Source organism: Rhabdothermincola sediminis (assembly GCF_014805525.1).
Classification (GTDB): Bacteria; Actinomycetota; Acidimicrobiia; order Acidimicrobiales; family Acidimicrobilacustridaceae; genus Rhabdothermincola; species Rhabdothermincola sediminis.
In genome coordinates this window covers 20876-45435 of record NZ_JACFSZ010000022.1, presented here as the reverse complement: position 1 = coordinate 45435, position 24560 = coordinate 20876, and the positions used below count along the sequence as shown (strand labels likewise).

Sequence of the window (24560 nt, the reverse complement as noted above, 5' to 3'; positions counted from 1 at the left end):
ACACCTCAACCCGGCCCTTCGATCTGCCCGCACCGCGACCCGCTCGCCCTCCGACGACACGACGCCCCTCCCACGACCGACGGCCGCCCTCCACCCCACGAAGGCGCCTTGCTCAGCACAGTCCTAGTAGCGACCGGCCACGGAACCAGTGTCGGCATGCACCAGGACCGGGACCTTCTCGAACCGGGGCTCGGGGCCCGACCGGCGCGACGTCGCGACGCTGGCCAGGTCAACGGTGCGGGAGGCCTGCCCGGCGACGCCGAGGTGCGCGACCCGCCGCCGTTGGCGGGTCGCCACCTCGGTCACCAGGAGCGCCGTGAGCACCGCGGCGGTGGCGATGGAGAAGTGCGCCGCGGCGATCAGGCCCAGCGCCGCGCCACCCACCTCCGCTCCACCCGCCGGGGAGGGCGACATCCAGTGCGCGGTGAGCAGCACCACGCCGGAGGCCATCACCGAGATCCACCACAAGTGCACACGCATCGGCACCGTCCGCAGCCGCCACCCAGGAGACAGGACCGGCGCCGACGGATCACTCGCCCGGTAGACGTCATCCACCAGCTCCTTGCCCCAGATGAGGTTCCCGAACGGCACGAACCACACCGTCCAGGCCCACCGGGTCGGGATCCGGAGCCCCTTCACGGCCAGCAGCGGCAGGTTCCGGTACGCCCTCGTCGTCCAGACGATGAACGCGAGCGCGTCGGCGACGATGAGCGCCGCCATCAGCCATTGGAGGCGACCGGTGAAGCTGGCCGCATCGGTCTGGTCCACCCGGAACGAGCTGAACCGGTCGCGGTGCTGGATCAGACCGAGCACCGAGCTGCTCGCCACGAGCAGGGCCACGACCATGGTGGCACCCGCGAGCGCCCGCACCACGGCGGTGAGGAAGCGCAGTGACCGGTAGGGGGGACGACCGTCCGGGCCGTGGGTGAGCCACACCCCACCGAAGCGGGCCAGTTCCGCTCGAGCTCGCACGTCGTCGAGCGGCATCCCGCACGAACCGCAGAAGGGATGGGAGAGCCGCACCTCGGCCCAGCAGCGGGGGCAGTACGGCACACCCGAGGGTGGCGCGCCAGGACGGGGCGGCGGTCCCGGAGGTTCCTCCGGTGCCGGCCCGAACTTCGGGTGGAACCGAGCCTGCCGGTTGGGCAGGCCGCAGGCTGGACAGAAGCGATCCGCCGCGGTGATCGTTGCGTGACAACCGTTGCATCCCACCATGGCCTTGGTATCGACCGGGCAGGGCGGCAGCTGTAGGCAAATCTGGGCCGAACGGCCCAGCGCCATGATCCGTCCGGCCCAGGCGCCGAGACCGGCTGGCGACCAGGCGACAGGAAGGACCCGATGAGCTCCTCGACGACCGACGTGGTGACGATCCGAGACAGCGAGGGGGTGCGCCTGCTCACCCTCAACCGCCCCGAGGTGCTCAACGCCTTCAACCAGGCGCTGTGGCTCGCCTGCCGGGATGCGCTGGCGGGCGCGGCCGAGGACCCCGACATCGGCTGCGTGGTGATCACCGGCGAGGGGCGGGCGTTCACCGCCGGCCAGGACCTCGCCGAGATGGCCGACCCCAGCGCCTTCGCCACCGGCGAGGAGCCGGGCTACCGCCAGCTCATGCCGGTGCTGGAGACGTTCCCCAAACCGCTGATCGCCGCGGTGAACGGCGTCGGCGTGGGCATCGGGCTGACCATGCTGCTGCACTGCGACCTGGTGCTGATGGCGCGCGAGGCACGCCTGAAGGCCCCGTTCGTGAGCCTCGGCGTCACCACGGAAGCGTCGGCCAGCCTGCTGCTTCCTGCCACCGTGGGCTGGCAGGAGGCCGCGCACCTGCTGTTCACCGAGCCCTGGGTCGACGCGGACACCGCGGTGCGCATCGGCCTCGCGTGGCGGGCGGTGCCGAGAGCCAACCTGCTCGACGAGGCGATGACGCTGGCACGCCGCATCGGCTCGATGCCGGTGCGTTCCCTGGTGGCCACCAAGTCGTTGATGCTGAGTGCCCGCCTCGACGCGGTGCGCGCCGCCCGCTCACGCGAGGAAGCCGAGTTCGAACGCCTCGTCGGATCGCCCGAGAACCAGGCGGCCCTGCGCGCCTTCTTCGGCTGAGCGGTCCTCCTCCACCGCCCCCGTCACCACCGACCGACCGACCGACCAACCAACCAGCCAACCGGCCAACCCCACGCAACCGGCATGTCAAACGCGTGCCATGGCACGCGTTTGACATGCCAGTTCGAAACCGCGAACCGACTCACTCCCGCAACAGAGCGGGAGCGATCAGGCGATGCGATCGAGGGCCTGCAGGACGTCGGCCACCAGGTCATCGGGATGCTCGAGGCCGACCGAGACCCGTACGGTGCCCGGACCGATGCCGTTGGCCGCCAGCTCCTCGGGGGTGAGGCTCACGTGCGTGGTCGACGCGGGATGGGTCACGAGCGTCTCCGGCCCCCCGAGGGAGGAGGCGAGCTGAGCGATGCGCACCGACTCCACGAAGGTCCGCCCCGCGTCCAGGCCACCCGCCAGGTCGAACGTGAGCAGGCCACCAGCGAGGTTCATCTGGCGCTTGGCCAGGTCGCGCTGGGGATGCGAATCCAGCCCCGGGTAGCGCACCTCCGCCACGTGCGGGTGCTGCTCGAGCACCTCGGCCAAGCGGTGAGCGGACTCCGTCTGCTGGCGGAGCCGCACGCCGAGGGTCCGCAGGCCCCGCAGGGCGTTCATCGCGTCGAAGGGCGAGGCGTTCGCGCCCTGCAGCACGGCGAAGCTCCACAGCCAGTCGAGGAGGTCCCGCGCGCCGGCGACCACCCCGATGGTGGCGTCGTTGTGGCCGGCGATGGCCTTGGTCGCCGAGTGCACCACCAGGTCGACGCCGTGGTCGAGCGGCCGCTGGCCGAGCGGGGTGGCGAAGGTCGAGTCGACGACCGTGATCGGCCCGGCGATGGCGCCCAGCTCGTCGAGATCGGCGAGATCGAGCCTGGGGTTCGCAGGAGTCTCGGCCAGGACGAGCACCGTCTCACCCGGCCGGACGGCCGCGGCGAATGCACCCGGCTCGGTGGCATCGACGAAGGTGACCTCGATGCCGAACCGCGGGCACACCGACTGCAGCAACAGCTGGGTACCGGCGTAGAGCTGGCGCTGGGCGACCACATGATCGCCCGCCGAGCACAGCCCGAGCACCACCCCGCTCAGCGCCCCCATGCCGGAGGCGAAGGCGCGGGCTGCCTCGGCCCCTTCGAGCGCGGCGATCGCGTCCTCGAAGCCCCTCACCGTGGGGTTGCCGTAGCGGCTGTAGAAGCGGTGCGAGCCAGCCATCGTCGCCAAGCGCCGACCCTCCTCCACGGTCGGCGTCACGAAGGTGGTGGTGGCCCAGAGGATCGGGGCGAGGGCGCGGTCGTTGTCGTCCCGCCCGGCGCGGATGGCCACCGTCTCCGGGCGAAGCTGCGAGCGCCGCGCTTCCCCGCCCGGCTGGCCCAACTGGCCCGGTTGACCCGGGCGAGGGTCGTCGGGAGCGTCAGCCATGTCGTTTCTCCACGTCTTCGAGGAAGGCGACCAGCGCGTCACCCACTTGATCGGTCTCCAGCAGGAAGGCATCGTGGCCGTGATCGCTCGTGACCATCGCGTGCTCCACCGGGGTGCCGTTGGCGGCCAGCGCGTCACGAATCTGCTCCTGCTGGTACGGGAAGTAGAGGGAGTCGGAGTCGATGCTGACCGTGAGCGTCGGGGCCACGACCCGGCGGAGTGCCGCGTCGACCCCGCCGCGCCCTCGCCCGATGTCGTGCAGGTCCATCGCCTTGCAGATCACCAGATAGGAGTTGGCGTCGAAGCGGCGGACCAACTTGGCGCCGTGGTAGTCGAGGTAGCCCTCGACGTCGAAGCGCTGCCACAGGGTGAAGGTGTCATCCATCGGGTCGAGCACGTTGCGCCCGAAGCGGTCGTCGAAGACCAGGTCGCTGCGATAGGTGATCTGGGCCAGCTCCCGTGCGATGGCGAGCCCCTGGTGCGGACCGTCACCCGGCGCGGCGTCGTAGTAATCACCACCCCGCCATCTCGGGTCCAGGGCGATGGTGCTGCGCTGCACGCTGCTGAACGCGATCTGTTGTGCTGTGGCCGCCGCGCAGGTGGCGATGGGCACCAGCGAGCGGACCCGGTCGGGGTACATCACCCCCCACTCGAGGACCTGCATCCCCCCCATGGATCCGCCCACCACCGCCAGCCACCGGTCGACCCCGAGGTGGTCCGCGAGCGCGGCCTGGGTGCGCACCATGTCGCGGATCGACACCACCGGGAACCGCGAGCCGTAGGGGCGCCCGGTGGCGGGGTCCATCGACGACGGGCCCGTGGTGCCCTGGCACCCGCCGAGCACGTTGGCGCAGACCACGAAGAGCCGGTCGGTATCCAGAGCCCGGCCGGCACCGATCAGGTCGTCCCACCAACCCGGCGTGGGGTGCCCGTGCCCGCTGGGGCCGGCAGCGTGCGAATCGCCGGTGAGGGCGTGGCACACCAGCACCGCGTTGGAGGCGTCGGCGTCGAGCTGCCCCCAGGTCTCGTAGGCGACGGTGATCCCCCGGAGCTTGCCGCCGCCCTCCAGCACGAACGGCCGCTCGGTGGCGAGGGTGAGGAACCGCCGGTGACCCACCGGGTCCCCCACCCGCCACGCGCCGGTGGCGGGCAGCGACGCCGGGCTGATCGGCGCGCGGCCGAAGCCCTCGTCAAGCGCACCATCGGCCAAACGATCTCTCCCGTCGCTCGGGGGTCGGACACCGCGGGGGCGAGCGGGCGAGGCCCGGACATTTCGTTGCCGTTGGCGGCGACGCCGCCTCTGGCCACATCCCCACCCCTCGGGGTGGGAGGCACCTTGGGTGTCCGCCCCAGGTTGCCGGACCCGGTTGCCCGGGCCACTCCTGATGTCGGCGAACAGCGTAGCCGGGCCGGTCTCCTGGTGGGTAACCAGATCACGGCCTGCTGCCGGGTGGTCGGATCACGGCCCGCCGCCGGGTGACCCGATCACGGGCCTGCGGGTGCACCATCCCCGTGGGCGGGATCGCCGGCGCGCTCCCAGCGGTCGAGCTCGACCAGCGCGGTGAACTCGTCGAACGTCGCCAACCGCCCGAGGTCGTCCCGCAGGGTCCCGGCGCCGGCCAACTGCTCGAAGGTGTCGCGCAGCGCCCGCACCGCCGAGAAGAGGCCGGTGAGCGGCGAGACGATGAGGTCGAAGCCCAGCTCGTGCAGCTCATCCGGGGTGAGCAGCGGCGTCTTGCCCCCTTCCACCATGTTGGCCACCAGCACGCTGCCCTCCAGAGCGGAGGCGATCCGCTCCAGCTCGGTGATCGACCGGGGGGCTTCCACGAACACCGCGTCCACGCCCAGGTCGGCGGCCATCCGAGCCCGCTCGATGGCTTCGTCGAGCCCCAGCGGCGCCCGGGCGTCGGTGCGGGCGGTCACGTGCAGCGCGTCGCGGTGGGCGATCGCGGCCCGCAGCTTGGCCAGCCACTCGTCGCGGGGCACCACCTGCTTGCCGTCCAGGTGGCCGCAGCGCTTGGGCCAGCGCTGGTCCTCGAGGAACATACCGGCGGCGCCGGCCTCCTCCCAGAGCTCCACGGTGCGGATGGTGTTCGACGGATCGCCATAGCCGGTGTCGGCGTCCACCACCACTGCCAGCTCCGGCGCCGCCCGGCACACGCGGCGGGCCACCTCGGCCATCTCCGTCTGGGTCAGCAAGCCGATGTCGGGAACCCCGAGGTGCGCCCCCGACACGCAGTAGCCCGACAGGAACGCGGTCGAGAACCCGGCAGCGCGAGCCAGGTGAGCCGACAGCGGATCCCACACGCCGGGCATCAGGACGGTCTGCCCAGCGGCGAGCCGGGCGCGCAGCCGGTCACCGGCAGGTGGGTGGGATGCGGGCCGGGACATGGCCGCCGACCGTACCCCGCCCGCTGGCCTCGCACCCCGGGCTCGACCCCGAGGCGAGCGCGCCGCGAGCCGAGAGACCGCTCAGCGGAACGGCGGCAACCGCGCTTCCCACCAGGCCAGGCAGCGCTCCCCGGCGCCGTAGGCCTCGGTCATCACCGCGCCGGCGCGCACCAGCAGCGCCCGCCAGCGTGAGCCGTCGCCGACGGAGGCCGCGGCCGCGCCGTCCCGTAGCAGTGCCGCGGCCCGCTCCCAGGGGCGGCGACGAGACGGCAGGGGGATCTCCAGCACCTCGCGGGCCGCGAGCTTCACCGCGTCGGCCGACAGCGCGGCGCCGGCGACCCTGGCCATGGCCCACGCGCTCACCGGAGGGGCCAGGAGGATCGCGGCCACGGCCCAGAGGTCCTCCGGGTCCGCGGTCACCGCCACCACCGGCACCGACGGCCACCACCCGCCGGTCTCATCGACCGCTGCCTCGAGCACCCGGGTCTGGGTGGCGACCACGACCTTGGGCACCAGCACCGAGTCCGCCCAGCGTGCGAGGTCGGGATCTGCTCGCCGCAGGGCCTCCAGGTCCACCACCGGTGCGGTCCATCGCTGCCCGGCGAAGCGCACCGGTCGCTGCCCCCACAGGCATCGCAGGGGGTCGATCGCACCTGCGGTCACGAGCGGTGCCAGCCCCTCCGCCGGCGGCCCCGACGCGCCGACGCCGGCATCGACCACGTGGGGGCCGATGCCGTAGTACTGGGCCCGGAACCCGGCGGTGGCGCGGGCCAGGTCCCCGAGCCGCCCCCGCCCGGGGGTGTCGAGCTCCACCGGGGGCACGCCGCGCCGGTCGGCGATCAACCCCGACCACGTGGGAGCTGTGTCCAGGGCGCCGAGGGGAATCGGAGCCGGGTCGACCGGCTCCATCGCCGTCCCGACCCACCGCCGGATCGGTTCGTCGGGCCGCTGCCCACCACGGGGGCGCCGTTCGAGCACCGGGGCGCAGACCCGGACCGAGGCGTCGAACACGGCTCCCTCCGCCAGCCACAGGCCCCGCAACGCCGCGTGGCGGAGCACGTACCGGCGTGCGGGGCGGGCATCGCGGGCCGCGAGGAAGGACTCCGGCATCACCAGCGCCACCCGCCCCCCGTCGCGGACCAGCTCCACCGCCGTGGCGAGGAACAACGACGACGAGTCGGCGTACCCGCTGGCCACGTCGCCGAGCCGCTGGCGCAACGCCGCGGCCTGCTCGGCGGTGCGGGCGGTCCGACTGGCGAGCTGGCTCTGGAAGGGCGGGTTGCCGAGCACGGCATCGAAGGGCTCCGCGGACCCGGGCCAGGCGTCGAGGCCTCGGCACAGCCCGTCGGCCACGGCGAGGTTCGTCCGCTCGACGCGCTCGCCCGCCTCGGCCGCCCAGCGGACCAGTGCCAGCTCCGCCACCGCGAGCGAGCGGGGATCGAGGTCGACGCCCCAGAGCAGGTCCTCGACGATGTGGCGCCGGGACAGGCCGCGGCTCTCGAGGACCCGGCCCGCGGCGAGCAGGAACGCTCCCCCGCCGCACGCCGGGTCACACACCCTCACCGCCCGGTCGAGGTCCTCGAGGACCAATCGGGCGAGCCTGAGGGCGACCGGCGCCGGGGTGTAGAACGCGCCGGCCCGCCGTCGAGCATCCCGCTCCTGGAGGGCCTGGTGTGCGATGCCGAGCAGGTCTGGGGACGATGAGCCGGCAGGCTGGTCGCTCCCCTGACCGAGTCGTGCCGCGTGTGCCGTGACCTGCTGGAGGTATTCCGCCGAGCTCGACACCGGGGTCGGGCCACCCACGGCGGCGACGCTACCCGTTCAGCACGCGGCAGCTGATGGTGGTACCCGAGAGGCCCGGCCCGCTGAAGGTGATGGTCGTCGGCCCTTCGTACCCGGGCGCGGCCGTGGCGGTCACCGGGATCGACGAACCCGCCGCGATGGTGCCCTGGGGCACGGTGAGCTGCGGGCTGGAGGCGGAGTAGGTCCCCGCCGAGCCGCCGACGTTCGACATCGTCCCGATGGTGGCCGAGCCGTTCTTCGGGATCTGGCAGGAGCCTCCGCTGAACACCAGGAAGGCCGGACCGGTCGGTCCGGGGTTGGTCGGCGGGGGCCCGATGATGGTCTGGGGTGGCAGGGTGACGGCGGCGGTGGTCGATGTCGTGTTGGTCGACGACGTCGTCGACGAGGAGCTCGTGGTGGTGCTCTCCACCGACGACGTGGTCGAGGGCGGGTCCGCCGTGGTGGTGGTCGAGCGCTCGGCCCGGGTGGTGGTCGTGGACTCCTCCGAGGAGGCGGCCTCGGTCGAGTCCTTGTCGCCACCACCGCCACCGGCCAGCGCGACGATGCCCACGATGATCAACAGGAGCACGACGGCGCCGCCGACTCCGATCATCACCCCCTTGTTGCTCTTGGTGCCCGCGCCGGCAGGCACCGGTGGGGACGACGGAGACCCGGCGGCCCCAGCCGCTCCGGCCGTCCCGGCGCCCGCGGCGACCGCGGCCATCGCCGCGACCGGGACGGTGTCGTCGCTGGTGTCCCGCTCCGTCTCGGAGCCCTCGGCCGGCGCCTCGGTCGTCCCGCCCGCGACCGAGCCGTCATCCTCCACCGCAGGTGGTGGAGGTGGTGGAGGTGGTGGAGGTGGTGGAGGTGGTGGAGGTGGCGGGGGTGGGGGTGGCGGGGGTGGCGGCGGGGGCGGAGCGAACACGGACAGCGGCGTGTCGACATCGAGGTCCTCGTCAGCAGCCGCGTCGAACATCTCTTCGACCAGTTCGACCTCGCCGGCAGCCTCGACCGCCTCCCCCTCCTCTTCGACGAGCTCGGCCTCCGGGACCTCCACGGTCTCCTCCGGCTCCTCGACCGCCTCCGCGCCGGCGACCTCGACCAGCGGACCGCGCGGGACCGGTGCGCCGCACTCACCGCAGAACGCCGAGCCAGCGACGAGCGCGGTCCCGCACTCACCGCAGAAGGACGGCGTGCCCGGCGGTGGCGGCGGCGGCGGGGGCAGCTCTGACGAGGGCGGCGGGGCCGGAGGCGGTGGAGGCTGCTCGTCCTCCACCGCGGGAGACCGACGCTTCTTCGAACCCTCTCGGCCCAGGGAGAACAACGTGCGAGGGGCCTTCGGGTCCCGATCGTTGCCTTCAGCACTCATGCATGGTGTCCCATCGACGACATGTCCCCAGCCCGCGCACGGGGACGGCCAGGTGTCCTGTCGGCAGGATGGCCTTGCTTCTGGAGCAAACCAGGGCGAAATCAGACCACGGCGGCGTTCGCGGCCGGGTCCCAACTCGCCAGGTCAGCGAGCCGGGGATCGTTGGAGAAGACCTCCACGATCGGCTGCTCGATGCCGAGGCGGCGCATCAGCCGCTTGACCTCGAGCTCCTGGTTCCACAGCACCAGCGTGACCACGACGCCCGACTCCCCCGCCCGGGCGGTTCGCCCGGAACGATGCAGGTAGGTCTTGTGCTCCTCGGGTGGGTCGTAGTGCACGACCACGTCGACCTCGTCGACATGGATGCCGCGAGCGGCGACGTCGGTCGCGACCAGCACCGGGAGCTTGCCGTCTGCGAAGTCGCCGAGGGCCCGCTCCCGCTCACGCTGGCGCAGGTCACCGTGGATGGATCGAGCCCGCACCCCCTCCGCGGAGAGGGACCGGGCCAAGCGATCGGCCGCCCGCTTGGTGTTGACGAACATGATCGTGCGGGTCGCGCCGGCCGCGATGGCTGCCGCCACCTTCACCTTGTCCAGCTCGTGCACCAGCAGGAACCGATGCTCCATCTCCTCCACGGTCACCTGACCGGAGGCGACCTCGTGCATCGCCGGCTCCCGCTGGTAGCGCTGGATCAACGTGTCCACCACCCCGTCGAGGGTGGCGGAGAACAGCAACGTCTGGTGGTCACCGGGGATGTGCCGCAGGATCCACTCCACCTGGGGCAGGAACCCCATGTCGGCCATGCGGTCCGCCTCGTCGATGACCACGTGGGCGACGTCGTCGAGGCGGACCTGCTTGCGGCCGATGAAGTCGATCATCCGCCCCGGAGTGGCGACCACCACGTCCACCCGACCGGTCAGGGCACGGGCCTGCTGCTCCATCCGGGCGCCGCCGTAGATGGCCTCCACCCGCAGGTCACGGCGGGCCGCCAACGGCGCCAGCTCGTCGCGGACCTGGCCCGCCAGCTCGCGGGTGGGCACGAGCACCAGGGCTCGGGGCCGGCCAGGCTCGGCCCGGCTGACCCGCTCGAGGATCGGGAGGCCGAACGCCAGGGTCTTGCCCGAGCCGGTCTTCGCCTTACCGCACACGTCACGGCCGGCCAGCGCATCCGGGATGGTGAGCTCTTGAATGGGGAACGGTTGTTCGATGCCACGCTCTCGAAGCGTGGCGACGAGGTCTGGGGAAACACCCAGTGCGTCAAAAGTCTTCATGTCGTGCATCGAGGGTATCTGGACGGACGCCCGGAGCGTGGTCAGGTGCCCGCCTGGGCAGCTTCGGGGTGATCCCGAGCTACGACGGCAGGACGGCCTCGATCGCCTCGATGACCTCCGGGGCCTCCGGCTCGACGCCGGTGCGGAACCGGGCCACCACCTCGCCTTCCGGGCTGAGCAGGAACTTCTCGAAGTTCCAGCCCACGTCGCCGGCCTTGCCCTCGGCATCGGGCAGCTGCGTCAGCTCGGCGTAGATCGGGTGCCTCCCCTCGCCGTTGACCTCGATCTTCTCGAACAAGGGAAAGTCGACCCCGTAGGTGGTGCGGCAGAACGTGGCGATCTCCTCCGGGCTGCCCGGCTCCTGGCCCAGGAACTGGTTGCAGGGGAAGCCGAGCACGGCGAAGCCCCGATCCGCGAACCGCTGATGGAGGCGCTCGAGGCCCTCGTACTGGTAGGTGAACCCGCACTTGGAAGCCACGTTCACCACCAGGAGTGCCTTGCCCTTGAACGCGGAGAGGTCGGCGGGGGTGCCGTCGAGGTAGTTGATGTGGTGCTGATAGAACGACATGGCACGCAACGCTAGGGCGTCCCGCACCGGCTGCGCGGCTGTCCGCCGGCGGTGCGGCGCCGGGAGAGGACGCCACGCCGGCAGGCCCTCCCCTACGATGGCGCGGTGGACCCTGCCCTGCGGCACGCACACCTCGACCGGATCGCCACCGAGGGGTACACGATCGTCGAGGACGCCATCGAGCCCGATCTCGTGGACGCGCTGGCCGAGGACCTGCTCCGCCTCGAGCGCGAGCTGCAGGTCGCGCCCGCCGACAACAGCTTCGAAGGGCGTCGCACGATCCGCATCTACAACCTGCTCGTTCACGGCCCGCTCTACGAGCGGATCCCCGTGCACGACAACGTGCTGCCGATCGTCGAAGGGGTGCTCGACCGGGGCTGTCTGGTCTCGTCGCTGTCGTCGATCTCGATCGGCCCGGGCGAGACGGCGCAGCCGATCCACGCGGACGACCAGCTCATCCCCATCCCGAAGCCCCACCCGCCGGTGGTGTGCAACACGATGTGGGCGCTCACGGACTTCACCGAGGCCAACGGCGCCACCCGCATCATCCCTGGTTCGCACCTGCGCGACCACGATCCCGACTACGGCCGGGACTACCCGAGCATCCCGGCCGAGATGCGCAAGGGCAGCGTGCTCATCTGGCACGGCAGCCTGTGGCACGGCGGTGGCGCGAACCGTACGAGCGAGCGCCGGGTCGGGATCGCCATGAACTACTGCGCAGGCTTCATCCGCCAGCAGGAGAACCAGCAGCTCGGCATCCCACCCCGCATCGTCAAGGGGTTCGACCGCCGGCTCCGGGAGCTGGTCGGTTACTCCATCTACAACGGTCTCATCGGGCACATCGACAAGCGCAGCCCAGCTTCCCTGCTCGACGGAGACCCTTCCGGGCGCCTGGTGTGGGACGCCTTGTGAGCACGTGAGACGGCACAGGACGGTCAAGACCGGTCGGGGGTCCGCCGAGAAGTGTTTCGTGCACTTCGACATCGCTGAGGAAACCGGGTGAGCGACTCGTTCGCCTTGGCCCGCGCCCGCGCGGCCTTGAGTGAGGCCGGTCTGGCCATCGACGTGCCGCTCCAGCGCGCCAGCAGTGTCACCAACGAGGTGTGGCTCGCGGACCAGTACGTGATCCGGGTGAACCGCCGGGCCAACCGCCGCCTCCGCCGGGAGGCCACCCTCGGCGCCCTGCTACCGCCCGAGGTGCAGTACCCGCAGATCATCGCCTACGGGGGGCAGCTCGGCGCGGACTGGCTGATCACCGAGCGCCTGCCGGGCGAGATGCTGGCCAAGGCCTGGCCCACGATGAACGACTTCGAGCGGCGGAACGCAGTGCGCCAACTCGCCGCGATGCTGCGAGCACTGCACTCGGTGCCCTGCCCGCCCGAGCTGGCAATGCTCGACGACGCGCCCCAGTTGCTCGACCCCACCAGGATCCCGATCGTCGAACCCCTCCTGCAGGCCCTTGACGAGCTGGAGCAGGCCCGAGGCGTCGACCGGGGTCTCATCGCCGACACCCGGCATCTCGTGCTCGCCAGCACACCGGCCCTCGAGCCCTACACCACGGACACCCTCGTCCACGGCGACCTGCACTTCCAGAACGTCCTGTGGGACGGGTTCACCGTGACCGGCCTGCTCGATCTCGAATGGGCCCGGGGCGCGCCCCCCGACGTGGACCTCGACGTGTTCCTGCGGTTCTGCGCCCATCCCGCCTGGCACGTCGCCGAGGACTACGCCCGGGTCACCCGGGTGGAGGACTATCGACTGGTGCCCTACTGGCTGGCCGAGTACTACCCGGAGTTGTTCGGCCACGAGTACCTGCTGGAGCGAACCTTGCTCTATGCCATCTCCTACGACGTGCACGAGCTGCGCCGCGAGCTCGCCGAGCAGCCGATAACCGGCCCGACCCGGGATCTCCCCGAGTGGCACCCCCACAAGCGGTTGGAGAACACCCTGCGGGGACGCAGCCACCTCCACCGGCTGGCCGGTCAGGTTGCCTGGGACGCTGAGGACCTCGACGACGATCTTCCCGGCGACCCCCCACTGGCGCCCCACCCTCACCACTGACCGTCGCCGACCTCGCTGGACCGGTGGCGATCGCGTCCAGGATGGTCGAGACCCGCGGGGCGGTACTCAGCGCTCCGGCGCGCCGGTGGCCGCGGCGGTGCCCAGGTACGGCTCGTCGCTGTCGCCGGGCCGGCGCCTCACGCCGCGTACCGCCAGCACCACTGCCGCGCCCACGATGGCGAGCAGGCTCATCCAGATGTTCACCCGCACCCCCAGCAGCAGGCTGGCTTCGTCGCTGCGCAGCGATTCGACCCACAGCCGGCCGAGCCCGTAGCCCCCGACGTAGACCACGAACAGGTCGCCCGGCCGCAGGATCCGCTTGCGGTCGAGCCAGACCAGCACCCCGACCAGCGCCAGGTTCCAAAGCGCCTCGTAGAGGAAGGTCGGATGGAACGTCGCCGCGTGGGCGTAGCGCGCCGGGCGGTGCGCGGGGTCGATCTCGAGCCCCCACGGCAGGTCGGAGGGCCGGCCGAAGACCTCCTGGTTGAACCAGTTCCCCACCCGGCCGATCGCTTGGGCGAGCGGCAGCGCCGGCGCGACGGTGTCGAGACCGACGGGCAGCCGGATGCCCTTCCGGCGACCCACGTACACGCCGACGGCGACACCGCAGATGATGCCTCCGGGGATCCCGAGCCCGCCCTGCCAGATCGCGAGGGCATCGAGCGGCCGGTCGGGGAAGTAGGTCTTCCAGTCGGTGATCACGTGGTAGAGGCGGGCACCCACCAAGCCGGCGGGTACCGCCCACACCGCGATCGCCCACATGTCGTTGGGGTCACCGCCACGCTTGGCCCACCGCCGGGCGGCGAGCTCGATGGCGGCGAGCACGCCCAGGGCAATCATCAACCCGTAGGCGTGCAGTGGGCCCAACCGGTTGGAACCGGGACTCGGGATCGACCCGACGAGTGCGGCAGCGTGGCCCACGTTCACCCCGAGATCGCCTCGGGGCTCACGGCGAAGAGCTGCTCGTGACCGGCGGTCACCGCCGCTCGCAGCCCGTCGACCGCCGGCAGGATCTGCTCGCAGAAGAAGCGGGCGGTCGTCACCTTGGCCCGGAGGAACTCCAGCTCCTGCCCGCTCGCTTCCTGCTGCGCGTCACGAGCGGCGAGCGCCTGGCGGGCCATCAGCCAGCCCGCGGTCAGCAGGGAGAACATCCGCAGGAACGGGGTGGCACCAGCCAGGGCGTCCCGTGGCTCGGCGAAGCCTCGCTCCATCAGCCACCGGGTCGTTTCGGCCACCGTGTCCAGCGCGCCTCCCAGCGCGGCGCGGGTCGCGGACAGCTCGTCACCGGCCTTCTCCAGGGCGGGATCGATGGAGGCGATCAGCTCGAAGTAGTCGGCGACCGCTCGGCCGTCACGCATGGGGAGCTTGCGGCCGACGAGGTCCATGGCCTGGATGCCGTTGGTGCCCTCGTAGATCGCGGTGATCCGCGCGTCGCGGAAGTGCTGCGGGACTCCGGACTCCTCGATGTAGCCCATCCCCCCGTAGACCTGGATCGCCAGTGACGTGACCTCGATGCCGGTGTCGGTGGACCAGGCCTTGGCCACGGGGATGAGCAGGTCGAGCAGCTCCTTGCTCGCGGCCCGCACCGACTCGTCGGGGTGATGGGTGGATCGATCGACCGCCTCGGCGCACACGTAGACGATGTTGCGCATCGCCTCGACCGACGCCTTCATGGTGAGCAGCATCCGGCGCACGTCGGGGTGCTCGACGATCAGCGACATCTCCCCCGGGGGTGCGCCCGGCGCACGCCCCTGGCGGCGCTGCTGCGCGTACTCGAGGGCGTCCTGCCACGCCCGCTCCCCGATGGCGAGCCCTTCGAGACCCACCGACAGGCGGGCGTTGTTCATCATCGTGAACATGTAGCGCATGCCCTGGTTCTCCTCGCCGACCAGGTAGCCGACCGCGCCACCGTGGTCGCCGTAGGACATCACGCAGGTGGGGCTGGCCTTGATGCCCATCTTGTGCTCGATCGACACGCACGCGACGTCGTTGCGCTCCCCCAGCGAGCCGTCGTCGTTCACGAGGTACTTGGGGACGATGAAGCAGGAGATGCCCTTCGTGCCCGGAGGGGCGTCAGGGGTACGGGCCAACACGAGATGCACGATGTTGTCGGCCAGGTCGTGCTCGCCGAACGTGATGAAGATCTTCGTGCCGGTGATGCGATAGGTGCCGTCGTCCTGGCGCACCGCCCTGGTGCGCACCGCACCGACGTCGGAGCCTGCCTGGGGCTCGGTGAGGTTCATGGTGCCGGTCCACTCGCCGGTCACCATCTTGGGGAGGAAGACCTCCTTCTGCTCCTCGCTGCCGTGATGGGAGAGCAGGTCGATGGCGCCCTGGGTGAGCAACGGCGCCATGGAGAACGACATGTTGGCCGAGCTGAGGAGCTCCTGCATGGCGATGCCCACCAGCCACGGGAAGCCACCCCCGCCGTAATGGGTCGGGAACGGCACCCCACCCCAACCGGCCTCGACGTATCGCTGGTACGCCTCCTTGAACCCCTCGGGGGTGGTCACCGTGTTGGTGGTGGGGTCGTGCACGCTGCCCTGGAGATCGCCGATACGGTTGAGCGGCGCGATGACCTCACTGACGAACCGGGCATTCTCCTCCAACACCCCTCTGACGGTGGCCGGATCGGCGTTCGTGAACGCGTCGAGGGCGGCGAGGGCCGGCAGGTCCACGAGGTGGTCGAGCACGAAGAAGATGTCCCGCAGCGGCGGTCGGTACGCAGCCATACGCGCTCAGGCTACCGGTCGCCGTCACCCCGCTCTCCTCACCCGCCCGCCTGTGCACGACCACCCATTCTGCGAGCTGTTCATCAAGACGCGGCTTCGCGGCGCGCCTGGATGAACAGTTCGGGGATGGGGGGGATGGGTTCAGGGAAGAGGTCAGGGAGGAGGTCAGGTGGCGGGGTCGACGAACAGCTCGAGCTGGATGCGGTCCGGGTCACGGAAGATCAGCACCGAGCCGAAAGGCTCGTGGCGCACCGGCTGGTGATCCACCCCGAGCTGATCCAGCCGGGCCCGCCAACACTCGAGTGCCTCGACGTCGGCGAGGCGGAACGACAGGTGGTCGAGGCCCGGTCGGAACTCGCTGAAGGACGCACCCTCGTGCGCCTTGTGCTCCTGCAGCAGCAGGGTGAACGTCCCGTTCGTGGCCGCCAGCACCACCGTGCGACCCTCGTCGTGGTGCTGGTCACCCACGACGTTGAGACCGAGTGTCTCCTGGTACCACGGCACGGAGCGGTCGAGATCGGACACCGTCAGCGACACGTGGTGCAGCGCGGTGATCGGCCCACCCGGCCACGATCCCGCCCCCGTCACGGCGAGCCACCCGGCTCGTAGACGACGCAGCAGCCTCGCCCCGCGGCCTTCGCCCGGTACATCGCGGCGTCGGCCAGGGCCATCAGTGCATCCGCGTCCGCGCAGCTGTCGTCGACCGACACCAGACCTATCGAGCACCCCACGTGCGCCTCGGCCCCCCCGACGATGATCGGCTCGTCCAGGGCCTCGATCAGCCGGTCGGCGACCGCTCGCAGGCCGTCGGGATCGTCGAGTCCCTCCACGAGCACGCAGAACTCGTCTCCACCGATGCGAGCCGCGGTATCGGTGTCGCGCACCACGCGGTTGATGCGGTCCGCGATCTTCTGCAGGACCTGGTCGCCGACGTGGTGGCCGTAGTCGTCGTTGACCGGCTTGAAGCGATCGAGATCGAGGTAGAGCAGCGCCACAGGTTGACCGTAGCGGTGGTAACGGTTCAGCGCCTGCTCCAACCGATCGTAGAGCAACACCCGGTTAGGCATGCCCGTGAGGTAGTCATGGGTGGCCAGCTCACGCAGCTGGCTCTGCGCCATCTTCAGGTCGCTGATGTCGCGGGCCACGGCGGACACCGACTCGACCCGCCCGTACTCGTTGCGGTGGGCGAGGATCAGCGCGGACACCGGGATGGTGGTGCCCTCCCGGGAGCGGAAGGCCAGCTCGCCCCGCCAGAGCCCCTCCCCCGCGAGCACCGGCTCGATCACCTCGTGGTACAGCTCGAGCGAGTCGCCGTCGAACACATCGGTGAGGAAGTCGGGTGTCTCCGACCCCGAGCGGGGATCGAAGGCGCTGATCCCCAGGACGTCCTGGGCGGCGTTGTTCACGTAGGTGATGGCCCCGCTGCGCTCGGCGATCATGAGGAAGTCCGATCCGGCGTCGAGCACGTGCGCCAGGCGATCAGCACGGGAGTCCGCCGCCATCTCCGCCGAGATGTCGGTGAAGGTCGCGATCCACCCGTCCCGCCGGCCCGCGTCGTCGAACACCGGCACCACTCGCAGCACTGCCCACGATCGGGCCCCCGACAGGTCGCTCCCGGGGTCGAGCACGAACACCCCCGAGTCGAGCTTGGAGACCCGGCGCTCGAACGGCGTGCCGGTCTCGGCTGCGGACCGACCCTGCTCGATCAGCTCGCGGAGCAGCTCGGGCGCGAGCAGGCCCTGCCAGCTCAGACCGAGCAACTGCACATCGGGGTCGTCGAGGACCTCCCCCCAGCGGGAGTTGGCGTAGGTGATGCGACCGTGCCGGTCGAGGCGAGCCACGGCGACCGGCCCGGCTTCGGTGATGGAGCGGAACAGGCGACGGGTCTCGGCCAGCTCCGCCCGCAGCCGCTCCTGCTCGGTCACATCGAGGCTCACGCCGGCATAGCCGGTGAACCGACCGTCGGGCGCGAACACTGGTTCGGCCCGGTGGTGGAGGGCCCGCCAGGTGCTGTCGGCTCGCCGGGACCGGGCCACGACGTCGAGCGGCCTCAACGAGCGCACCCGCTCGCGGATCTGCTCGGCGAGGCGGGCGTAGTCACCGGGATGGGTGCGCTCGAAGACGCTCCGCCGCAGCTCGCCGCCGAGGGCCGGCTCGCCGAGGAACTCGTAGGTCTTGCGGTTCCCGACCCGAGGCACGCCGGTCTCGTCGGTGAGCCAGAGCATCACGGGGGCCTCGCTGGCCATCCGCTCGCCCGCAGAGGTGTGGATCCGGCTGTCCGCGAAGTCGAAGATCTGCGACAGCAGGTACGCCGGCCGCGCCGCAGGCCCGTACACGGCGGTGACGAAGGCCCGCATCCACCGGTCGGCACCGTCGACCCCGCGGCAGCGCAGGTCGCAGGCGAAGTGGTTCCGCTCCCCCCGCCAGAGGTCCTCGACGAACTGGCGCACGTCCGGCGCCCGCTTCGGCTCGATGAACGCTTCGAACGGCTGGCCCACCAGCTCGTCACGGCAGATCTGCAACAGGTCGCAGAACACCGGGTTGGGGTGCAGGAGCTCCCCGTCGACCGACCAGACCCCGACGCCGACCGGCACCGCGTCGAAGATGGCCGCCACCCGGCTGATGTGGCGAGCCAGCGTGAGGTCCGAGCCCGCGCGCTGGTGCTGCGGCGCCACCTGCCCCCGCCGGGGCGGATCCTCAGCCATCGGACTCCCGTTCACGCGCTACCTCGTCGAACCGGTGGGAGCGGTCCCGCGTCGTCTTCCCACCCACCCGTGGTCCCGGTCCGCCACCGGCGCCGCTGCGATGCGCCCGTCAGCATACGCCTGCATCTGCTTGGACGCAGTGGTCCCGCCGGTGCCCGCCCGGCCGTCCTGGGGGCGGTGCTGGTTCGCTCCCGGCACGTCCCGTAGCCTGCGGGCCCGTGCGCGACCGCCCAGCATCTCCCGACGACCATCGCCGGATCGAGGCCCTGATCCACCGCTACGCGCAGCTCATCGACGAAGGCGACTTCGAGGGCTTGGGTGAACTGTTCGGGCAGGGGCGGATCGTACTCGAGGACGGCACCGTGCTGGCCGAGGGAGCCGAGGCGGTGACCGCCCTCTACCGGGCCACCACCCGCCTGCACGACGACGGCACGCCCCGCACCCTCCACGTCACCACCAACGTCATCGTCGAGCTCGAAGCCGGAGCGGCGACCGCTCACGCTCGCTCGTATTTCACCGTGCTGCAGCAGACCCCGGCCGTGGCCCTCCAACCGATCGCCGCCGGCCGCTACCGGGACCGCTTCGAGCGCCGGGAAGGCGCCGGCCCAGCGGGGCTGGGCGAGTGGCGGTTCACCGAGCGGATGCTGCTGCCGCGATTCTACGGCGACGTCCACGACCACCTGCTCATCAACCTCCCACCGGGGTGAACATGCCTGCTGCCGACCTGTTCTCCATCCACGGCAAGACCGCGCTCGTCACCGGTGGCAGCCGAGGCATCGGCCTGATGATCGCCCGCGGGTTCGTCGAGGCGGGCGCCCGGGTGGTCATCTCCTCGCGCAAGGCCGACGTGTGCGCCCAGGTGGCCGAGGAGCTCGGCCGGATCGGCGAGTGCGTGGCGATGCCGGCCGACCTGTCTACAGCGGACGAGTGCCGCCGGCTCGCCGCCGAGGTGAGCAGCCACTTCGACGGTTCGCTCGGCATCCTGGTCAACAACGCCGGCGCGAACTGGGGCGCGCCGCTCGCCGAGTTCCCCGACTCGGCCTGGGACCGGGTGCTCGACCTGAACGTCAAGGGCGTGTTCCACCTGACGCGGGCGCTCGTCCCGAGCCTCGCCACGGCCGGCTCTCCTACCGATCCCGCCCGGGTGATCAACATCGGCTCCATCGACGGCCTCCGGGTGCCCGAGTTCGAGACGTACTCGTACTCGACCAGCAAGGCCGCGGTGCACCACCTCACCCGGGTGCTGGCCAAGCGCCTGGCCCGGGATCACATCACGGTCAATGCCATCGCCCCCGGACCCTTCGAGAGCAAGATGATGGCCGCCACCCTCGACGCCTTCGGCGACGTGATCCGGGCCCAGTGCCCGCTCGGGCGCATCGGCGAGCCCGACGACATGGCCGGCACCGCGATCTTCCTCAGCTCGAAGGCAGGCTCCTACCTGACAGGGGCCGTGATCCCGGTCGACGGGGGCATCGCCACCACTGCGTGAGCCGTCAGGTGAACATGATGAGCGCGAGGCAGCCCAGGCCGAGGAGGACCACGATCACTGCCACGATGATCCAGTTGACCGGCCCTCGCTTGGGATCGGCCAAACCGAAGTCGACCAGGTCCTGGCGACTGTGCTCGAGCCGGTAGGCGTCGTCCTTCGGCGATCCCACCTTCGGGAGCGGCCGGCTCGGCTTGCGCTTCTTCTGGGTCTTCTTCCGGTTGGCCACGGGCCGGCAGCTTACCGGCGGCCCCTTCTCCCCGAACTGCTCACCGATCCGCGGCCCCCAGCCCCGCTCTCATGAACGGTTCAACGGGTGGGTAGTCGCCGGTAGCGTGCGCACCCATGGGGGGTCGACTGCAGCAGCTCGCGCCGGGGGTGCACGCGTGGCTGAGTGAACCCTCCGGTCACGGGCACACCAACGCCGGAGTGATCGTCGACGACGACGGGGTGACCCTGCTCGACTGCCTGCTGGCACCGGCGCTCGCCGCGCCACTGGCCGAGGAGATGGCCGCCAACCAGCTGCCGGTCCGGCGCGTGGTCTACACGAGCAGCCACGTGGAGTTCACCGGTGGGTCCTCGGTGTTCTGGATGGCCGCCCGCTACGGCCGCCGCCAGACCAGCGCCCTGCTCGACCAGCCGGCGAACCCCGCGGTCTACCGGGCCCTCTACCCCGACCACGCGCAGGCCTTCGACGACGACTTCGCCACCCGCCCGGTGTCCCACACCGTCGATACCGCGGCGTGGCTCTCACCGACGGTGTGCGCGCTGCCCACCGCAGGCGAACAGCGCGAGAACCTCGTCGCCCTGATCCCCGCGACCGACGTCCTCTTCGCCGGAGCGATGTGCAGCTTCGGGGTCACCCCCAACGCGTTCGACGGTGACCCCGAAGCCTGGGCCGACGCGCTCGGCGAGCTGGTCGGCCTCGCCACCACCATCGTGCCCGGCATCGGCCCAGTGGGCGGAGCCGACGACGTGTTGGCCCTGCAGGCCTACCTCTACTCCTGCGTCGAAGCGGGCGGCGACCCGTCGCGCGTGCCACCGGGACCCTGGGACCGGTGGGCCGAGCGCCACCTCGACGCGGTCAACGTCGAGCGGGCCGCGATGCTGGCTGCGGGCGACGACGGCGTGCCCCCCTCCATGCTGCGGCTCGCGGGACTGGCGTGATCACCTCCGGGAGCGGGAACCGCCCGGGGTGGTCGGGCCGGTTCAGCGTCCGGCGCCGGCCTGCTCGAGCAACTGCTCGCTCAGCTCCCACAGCCGGCGCGCCGCCCCGGGATCGCGCGCCGCCCGGCTCGGCGTGTGCATGCGACAGCGCACGAAGTAGCCACCAGTCACCCCGGCGACCGCGGACGACGACGCCAGGTAGACGAGCGTGCGGGCTCCCCGCTCCGGGCTGATCAGGAACGGCCGGCCGAGCACCATGGCCACCCGCTCGATCCCCTTGGTGTCCTCGGCGGACCCGAAGCCGGTGGCCACCGCGCCAGGGTGCATCGCGTTGGCGGTGACCCCCGTGCCGGTCAGGCGCCGCGCCAGCTCCATGGTGAACAGGATGTTGGCCAGCTTGGACTGGTTGTAGGCCGCCACGCCCCGGTACCGCCGGCGCTCGAACTGTGGATCGGCGAAGGAGAACCCGGCGACGACGAAGCGGTGGGCCACCGACGACACGTTCACGATCCGCGCCGGCGCCGAGCGCCTCAGGCGGCCGACCAGCAGCTCCGTGAGCAGGAAGTGGCCGAGGTGGTTGACCCCGAACGTGGCCTCGAAGCCGTCAGCGGTGAGCGTCCGCTCCGAGAGCACCCCACCGGCGTTGTTGACCAGGACGTCGAGACGGTCATAGCCACCGAGCACCCGCTCCGCCAGGGCGCGCACCGAGCGCAGGTCGCCGAGATCGAGCGGCAGGACCGCGGCGTCCTCGCGACCTGACCGGCGGCGCACCTCGGCCAACGCGTCGGCTCCCTTCGCCTCGTCCCGGGCCGTGATGAGCACCGTCGCGCCCAGCCGGGCCAGCTCCACCGCCGCGACCCGACCGATGCCGGAGTTCCCGCCCGTGATGAGCACGACCTTGCCTCGCATGTCAGGTGGCTCGTCCACTGGATGTCCGCTCCGTTCCGGGTTGGAGCAAACTAGCTCGATGGCCGGCGCGGGTGCCGGGGAGCGCCACCCTCTCCACGCCTGGGGATGGGACGAGCGCGTGGAGCGCTGGTGGGCCAGCGCGCCTCGGGGGACCATCGCGGCGCGGGTGGTGCGGGCCGACCGGGGGCGGGTCCTCCTGCAGGCGGCCTCGGGCACGTTCACGGCCCCCGCACGCGCCGCCGGCTGGAGCGACGGCGCGGAGCGCATGCCCACCACCGGCGACTGGGTGGCGGTCGCGCCTGCGGACGCCGGCGGCCCCGGCACCATCGCCGGGGTGCTCCCCCGTTTCTCGGCCGTAACCCGCGTCGACGCGCACGGCCAGCGCGAGCAGGTGCTGGCGACGAACGTCGACTCGGTGCTGGCGGTGCACGGCCTCGATCGGCCGCTGCGCGGCGGCCGGCTGGAACGCACGCTCGTGCTCGCCTGGGAGGGCGGCGCGCAACCCACCGTGGTGGCGACGAAGACCGACCTGGTGGACGACCCGAGCCCCGCACTCGAGGCGCTGGCAGCCCTGGCGCCGGGCGTCGAGGTCCTGGCGGTCAGCGCGCACCGGGGCACCGGGCTCGACCCCATCCGGGAGGTGCTCCGCCCGAACCGCACCGCGGTGATGCTCGGGGAGTCCGGGGCGGGCAAGTCCACCCTCACCAACCGACTGGTGGGCGAGGAGGTGCAGGCGACGCGAGGCGTGCGAGCCGGTGACGCGAAGGGCCGTCACACCACCGTCACCCGCGACCTGCTCCTCGTACCCACCGGCGGGGTGCTCATCGACACGCCGGGGCTGCGGGGACTCGGCCTGTGGGAGGCCGAGGAGGGCCTGGCGCTCGCCTTCCCCGACATCGAGGAGCTCGCCTCGGGATGCCGGTTCCGCGACTGCGGGCACGAGCGCGAACCCGGCTGCGCCGTGCGAGCCGCCGCGGAGGCGGGCTCGTTGGACCCGGCCCGCCTGGCCCGCTACGCGGCGCTCCGCCGGGAGGCGCAGGAAGCCGGGGCGCGCCGCGAGGCGGTGGCCCGCCGGGAGCGGCGGCGGCCGGGCACGATCACCCAGACGGCCTGGCGGACGCGGCCCGGGCGCCGCCGCTGAGTCCGTCCTCCACCGCGAGCGCGGCCTCGGGGCAGTTCGCCGCGCCGGCCCGGGCCTGCGCCTCCAGTTCGGGCGGCACGACCTCGAACTTCACGATGCAGTGTCCTTGGTCGTCGGCGTCGTAGACCTCCGGGGCCAGGGCGTAGCAGCGGCCATGACCGACGCAGGCGGACGCCTCGAAGTGGATCTTCACGATGCAGCTCCTACCAGCGTGGGACCCGGCTCGAACACGAGTGGCAGCGACGCGATCTCGCGGATCCCCGGCGAGTAGTACAGCTCGGCCCCCTCGGCCACGGCGTAGTCCGGGATCCGTCGGTGCAGCTCCTCGAGCGCGACCCGCAACTCGAGGCGGGCGAGGTGCGAGCCGAGGCAGCGGTGCGGACCTCCCCCGAAGGCGAAGTGGCGGTTGGCGTCGCGCCCGACGTGCAGGTCACCGGCCGTCTGCCCGAACTCCTCCGGGTCTGTGTCGGCCGCACCGAGCATGACGATCACGTGATCACCAGGCAGCATCCTGACCCCGTGCATCTCGTGCTCCTGCTTGACGACCCGCATCACCTGCATGACCGGGGTGTGCAACCGCAGCAGCTCCTCCACCGCGGCCGGCACGAGCGTGGGGTCCTCGACCAGCGCCCGGCGATGCGACGGGTTCTGCGCCAGGTAAGCGATGCTGCAGTCGAGGGTCGAGGTGACGGTGTCGAGCCCGCCGAGGATGAACAGGTACAGCACATCGGCGATCTCCTCCCGGCTGAGGGTCCGGCCCTCGAGGTCGCCGTGCACGAAGCGCGAGATCACGTCCTCGCCGGGGTTGGCGAGCCTGTCCTCGATGACGCCCTCGAAGTACTCGTACATCGCCCGGCCGGTCGCGTAGCGCACCTCCTGAGCGGCCTGCGTGTCGCCGAGGGGCACATCGGGGCGGATGATGTTGTCCTTCCAGGTCAGGAACCGCTCGAGGTCGTCGAGCGGCAGGCCGGTGAGCTGGAGGAACACCGTGCAGGGGAACGGCACCGAGAACTCGGCGTGGAAGTCGCAACTGCCGCGACCGATGAAGCGGTCGACGATGTCGTTCACCAGCGCCCGGGTGTCGGACTCGAGGTAGGCGATCTCCTTGGGGCCGAGCTGGGGGTCCATCAGGCGGCGGTACTTGGCGTGGCCCGGCGGGTCGATCTGCAGCGGGATCAGCGGCCGGTCCTGGCCGATGTCCACCGCCACCACGTCCGAGGAGAAGATCTCCGGGTGCCGGAGCGCGAACTTGACGTCCTCGTAGCGGCTGATGATGTGGGTGCCGGAGGGCACCCCTTCCATGTTGGCGATCGGGCACTGGGTGCGGAGCTGGTCGTAGAACGCCAGCGGGTCGGCCGCCACGTCGGGCCGGTACGGGTTCGCTTCCCGCGAGTCGGGGTTGACAGCTGGCGGTGCGTAGGTCACGTGCAGTCCTCCGGGCTTCCGGTGCGGCGCGGGTGGTCGCGCGCCGGGC

Annotated in this window: 23 protein-coding genes; 7 read left to right on the top strand and 16 right to left on the bottom strand. The window is 71.6% G+C overall.

From position 1 onward, the window contains the following. Positions 1–123 precede the first annotated feature (123 nt). Positions 124–987 carry a DUF4328 domain-containing protein gene (locus HZF19_RS15120; protein ID WP_208029634.1) on the bottom strand — a complete coding sequence of 288 codons (864 nt, stop codon included), beginning with the start codon at positions 985–987 and terminating at the stop codon, positions 124–126. A 351-nt stretch (positions 988–1338) separates the two neighbouring features. On the opposite strand from HZF19_RS15120, the gene HZF19_RS15115 reads away from it, so the two are divergent. Then, a complete protein-coding gene (locus tag HZF19_RS15115; protein ID WP_208029633.1) occupies positions 1339–2097 on the top strand; it encodes an enoyl-CoA hydratase/isomerase family protein in 759 nt (252 codons plus the stop codon). A gap of 168 nt (positions 2098–2265) precedes the next feature. On the opposite strand, the gene HZF19_RS15110 is transcribed toward HZF19_RS15115, so the two are convergent. The 7 genes from HZF19_RS15110 to HZF19_RS15080 form a co-directional block, all read right to left on the bottom strand. Continuing rightward, entirely contained in the window at positions 2266–3504 is a 1239-nt protein-coding gene (locus HZF19_RS15110; RefSeq protein WP_208029632.1) for a trans-sulfuration enzyme family protein, read from the bottom strand. Further along, positions 3497–4714 (bottom strand): homoserine O-acetyltransferase MetX, encoded by a 1218-nt coding sequence (metX, locus tag HZF19_RS15105; protein ID WP_235980232.1) that lies wholly within the window; start codon positions 4712–4714, stop codon positions 3497–3499. Before metX ends, HZF19_RS15110 begins: the two co-directional genes overlap by 8 nt. Before the next feature lie 275 nt (positions 4715–4989). Then, on the bottom strand, positions 4990–5895 hold the full coding sequence (locus HZF19_RS15100) for an isocitrate lyase/PEP mutase family protein (protein WP_208029631.1): 906 nt from the start codon (positions 5893–5895) through the stop codon (positions 4990–4992). Positions 5896–5976: 81 nt separating this feature from the next. After that, positions 5977–7698, bottom strand: a complete 1722-nt coding sequence (locus tag HZF19_RS15095; protein WP_208029630.1) for an HsdM family class I SAM-dependent methyltransferase — start codon at positions 7696–7698, stop codon at positions 5977–5979. Between the two features lie 10 nt (positions 7699–7708). Continuing rightward, on the bottom strand, positions 7709–9046 hold the full coding sequence (locus HZF19_RS15090; protein WP_208029638.1) for a hypothetical protein: 1338 nt from the start codon (positions 9044–9046) through the stop codon (positions 7709–7711). Positions 9047–9147: 101 nt separating this feature from the next. Further along, the gene (locus tag HZF19_RS15085; protein ID WP_208029629.1) at positions 9148–10317 is read right to left on the bottom strand and encodes a DEAD/DEAH box helicase; all 1170 of its coding nucleotides are present in this window, start codon (positions 10315–10317) and stop codon (positions 9148–9150) included. A 79-nt stretch (positions 10318–10396) separates the two neighbouring features. Continuing rightward, positions 10397–10885: a glutathione peroxidase gene (locus HZF19_RS15080; protein WP_208029628.1), complete on the bottom strand. Its 489-nt coding sequence runs from the start codon at positions 10883–10885 to the stop codon at positions 10397–10399. 105 nt (positions 10886–10990) lie between these two features. Here HZF19_RS15080 and HZF19_RS15075 point away from each other — a divergent pair, with 105 nt between their 5' ends. Together HZF19_RS15075 and HZF19_RS15070 are read left to right on the top strand one after the other, a co-directional pair. Next, on the top strand, positions 10991–11797 hold the full coding sequence (locus HZF19_RS15075; protein WP_307781248.1) for a phytanoyl-CoA dioxygenase family protein: 807 nt from the start codon (positions 10991–10993) through the stop codon (positions 11795–11797). Positions 11798–11884: 87 nt separating this feature from the next. Further along, entirely contained in the window at positions 11885–12946 is a 1062-nt protein-coding gene (locus tag HZF19_RS15070) for a phosphotransferase family protein (RefSeq protein ID WP_208029627.1), read from the top strand. Positions 12947–13012: 66 nt separating this feature from the next. Here the strand turns inward: HZF19_RS15070 and lgt are convergent, their stop codons facing one another. The 4 genes from lgt to HZF19_RS15050 all read right to left on the bottom strand — a co-directional run bounded on the left by lgt (position 13013) and on the right by HZF19_RS15050 (position 18383). Beyond that, complete coding sequence (gene lgt / locus HZF19_RS15065; RefSeq protein WP_208029626.1) at positions 13013–13867, bottom strand: prolipoprotein diacylglyceryl transferase; 855 nt, start codon at positions 13865–13867, stop codon at positions 13013–13015. Positions 13868–13869: 2 nt separating this feature from the next. Beyond that, positions 13870–15678, bottom strand: a complete 1809-nt coding sequence (locus tag HZF19_RS15060) for an acyl-CoA dehydrogenase (protein ID WP_208029625.1) — start codon at positions 15676–15678, stop codon at positions 13870–13872. Between the two features lie 165 nt (positions 15679–15843). After that, positions 15844–16266: a VOC family protein gene (locus HZF19_RS15055; RefSeq protein WP_208029624.1), complete on the bottom strand. Its 423-nt coding sequence runs from the start codon at positions 16264–16266 to the stop codon at positions 15844–15846. After that, positions 16263–18383 carry a sensor domain-containing protein gene (locus tag HZF19_RS15050; RefSeq protein ID WP_208029623.1) on the bottom strand — a complete coding sequence of 707 codons (2121 nt, stop codon included), beginning with the start codon at positions 18381–18383 and terminating at the stop codon, positions 16263–16265. The genes HZF19_RS15055 and HZF19_RS15050 overlap by 4 nt, the downstream gene beginning before the upstream one ends. 218 nt (positions 18384–18601) lie before the next feature. Between HZF19_RS15050 and HZF19_RS15045 the strand changes: the two genes are divergently transcribed. Both HZF19_RS15045 and HZF19_RS15040 read left to right on the top strand, forming a co-directional pair. Further along, positions 18602–19090 carry a nuclear transport factor 2 family protein gene (locus tag HZF19_RS15045; RefSeq protein WP_208029622.1) on the top strand — a complete coding sequence of 163 codons (489 nt, stop codon included), beginning with the start codon at positions 18602–18604 and terminating at the stop codon, positions 19088–19090. A gap of 2 nt (positions 19091–19092) precedes the next feature. Beyond that, on the top strand, positions 19093–19872 hold the full coding sequence (locus HZF19_RS15040) for an SDR family oxidoreductase (protein WP_208029621.1): 780 nt from the start codon (positions 19093–19095) through the stop codon (positions 19870–19872). 4 nt (positions 19873–19876) lie between these two features. On the opposite strand, the gene HZF19_RS15035 is transcribed toward HZF19_RS15040, so the two are convergent. Continuing rightward, positions 19877–20098, bottom strand: a complete 222-nt coding sequence (locus tag HZF19_RS15035) for a hypothetical protein (RefSeq protein ID WP_208029620.1) — start codon at positions 20096–20098, stop codon at positions 19877–19879. A 116-nt stretch (positions 20099–20214) separates the two neighbouring features. On the opposite strand from HZF19_RS15035, the gene HZF19_RS15030 reads away from it, so the two are divergent. Beyond that, the gene (locus HZF19_RS15030) at positions 20215–21036 is read left to right on the top strand and encodes an MBL fold metallo-hydrolase (RefSeq protein ID WP_208029619.1); all 822 of its coding nucleotides are present in this window, start codon (positions 20215–20217) and stop codon (positions 21034–21036) included. 42 nt (positions 21037–21078) lie between these two features. On the opposite strand, the gene HZF19_RS15025 is transcribed toward HZF19_RS15030, so the two are convergent. Next, positions 21079–21945, bottom strand: a complete 867-nt coding sequence (locus HZF19_RS15025) for an SDR family oxidoreductase (protein ID WP_208029618.1) — start codon at positions 21943–21945, stop codon at positions 21079–21081. A 58-nt stretch (positions 21946–22003) separates the two neighbouring features. Here HZF19_RS15025 and rsgA point away from each other — a divergent pair, with 58 nt between their 5' ends. After that, on the top strand, positions 22004–23086 hold the full coding sequence (gene rsgA, locus HZF19_RS15020; protein WP_208029617.1) for a ribosome small subunit-dependent GTPase A: 1083 nt from the start codon (positions 22004–22006) through the stop codon (positions 23084–23086). On the opposite strand, the gene HZF19_RS17300 is transcribed toward rsgA, so the two are convergent. Together HZF19_RS17300 and HZF19_RS17295 are read right to left on the bottom strand one after the other, a co-directional pair. Continuing rightward, positions 23043–23279: a ferredoxin gene (locus tag HZF19_RS17300; protein WP_208029616.1), complete on the bottom strand. Its 237-nt coding sequence runs from the start codon at positions 23277–23279 to the stop codon at positions 23043–23045. The genes rsgA and HZF19_RS17300 overlap by 44 nt on opposite strands. Beyond that, positions 23276–24511 carry a cytochrome P450 gene (locus HZF19_RS17295; protein WP_208029615.1) on the bottom strand — a complete coding sequence of 412 codons (1236 nt, stop codon included), beginning with the start codon at positions 24509–24511 and terminating at the stop codon, positions 23276–23278. The genes HZF19_RS17300 and HZF19_RS17295 overlap by 4 nt, the downstream gene beginning before the upstream one ends. Positions 24512–24560 lie beyond the last annotated feature (49 nt).

Excerpts from the sequence above, each read along its gene's own strand:
- HZF19_RS15080 (WP_208029628.1), bottom strand. The coding sequence starts at position 10,885 with ATGTCGTTCTATCAGCACCACATCAACTACCTCGACGGCACCCCCGCC.
- HZF19_RS15115 (WP_208029633.1), top strand. The coding sequence starts at position 1,339 with ATGAGCTCCTCGACGACCGACGTGGTGACGATCCGAGACAGCGAGGGG.
- HZF19_RS15110 (WP_208029632.1), bottom strand. The coding sequence starts at position 3,504 with ATGGCTGACGCTCCCGACGACCCTCGCCCGGGTCAACCGGGCCAGTTG.
- HZF19_RS15060 (WP_208029625.1), bottom strand. The coding sequence starts at position 15,678 with ATGGCTGCGTACCGACCGCCGCTGCGGGACATCTTCTTCGTGCTCGAC.
- HZF19_RS15090 (WP_208029638.1), bottom strand. The coding sequence starts at position 9,046 with ATGAGTGCTGAAGGCAACGATCGGGACCCGAAGGCCCCTCGCACGTTG.
- HZF19_RS15030 (WP_208029619.1), top strand. The coding sequence starts at position 20,215 with ATGGGGGGTCGACTGCAGCAGCTCGCGCCGGGGGTGCACGCGTGGCTG.
- rsgA (WP_208029617.1), top strand. The coding sequence starts at position 22,004 with ATGGCCGGCGCGGGTGCCGGGGAGCGCCACCCTCTCCACGCCTGGGGA.
- HZF19_RS15050 (WP_208029623.1), bottom strand. The coding sequence starts at position 18,383 with ATGGCTGAGGATCCGCCCCGGCGGGGGCAGGTGGCGCCGCAGCACCAG.
- HZF19_RS15085 (WP_208029629.1), bottom strand. The coding sequence starts at position 10,317 with ATGAAGACTTTTGACGCACTGGGTGTTTCCCCAGACCTCGTCGCCACG.
- HZF19_RS15100 (WP_208029631.1), bottom strand. The coding sequence starts at position 5,895 with ATGTCCCGGCCCGCATCCCACCCACCTGCCGGTGACCGGCTGCGCGCC.
- HZF19_RS15040 (WP_208029621.1), top strand. The coding sequence starts at position 19,093 with ATGCCTGCTGCCGACCTGTTCTCCATCCACGGCAAGACCGCGCTCGTC.
- HZF19_RS15025 (WP_208029618.1), bottom strand. The coding sequence starts at position 21,945 with ATGCGAGGCAAGGTCGTGCTCATCACGGGCGGGAACTCCGGCATCGGT.
- HZF19_RS15120 (WP_208029634.1), bottom strand. The coding sequence starts at position 987 with ATGCCGCTCGACGACGTGCGAGCTCGAGCGGAACTGGCCCGCTTCGGT.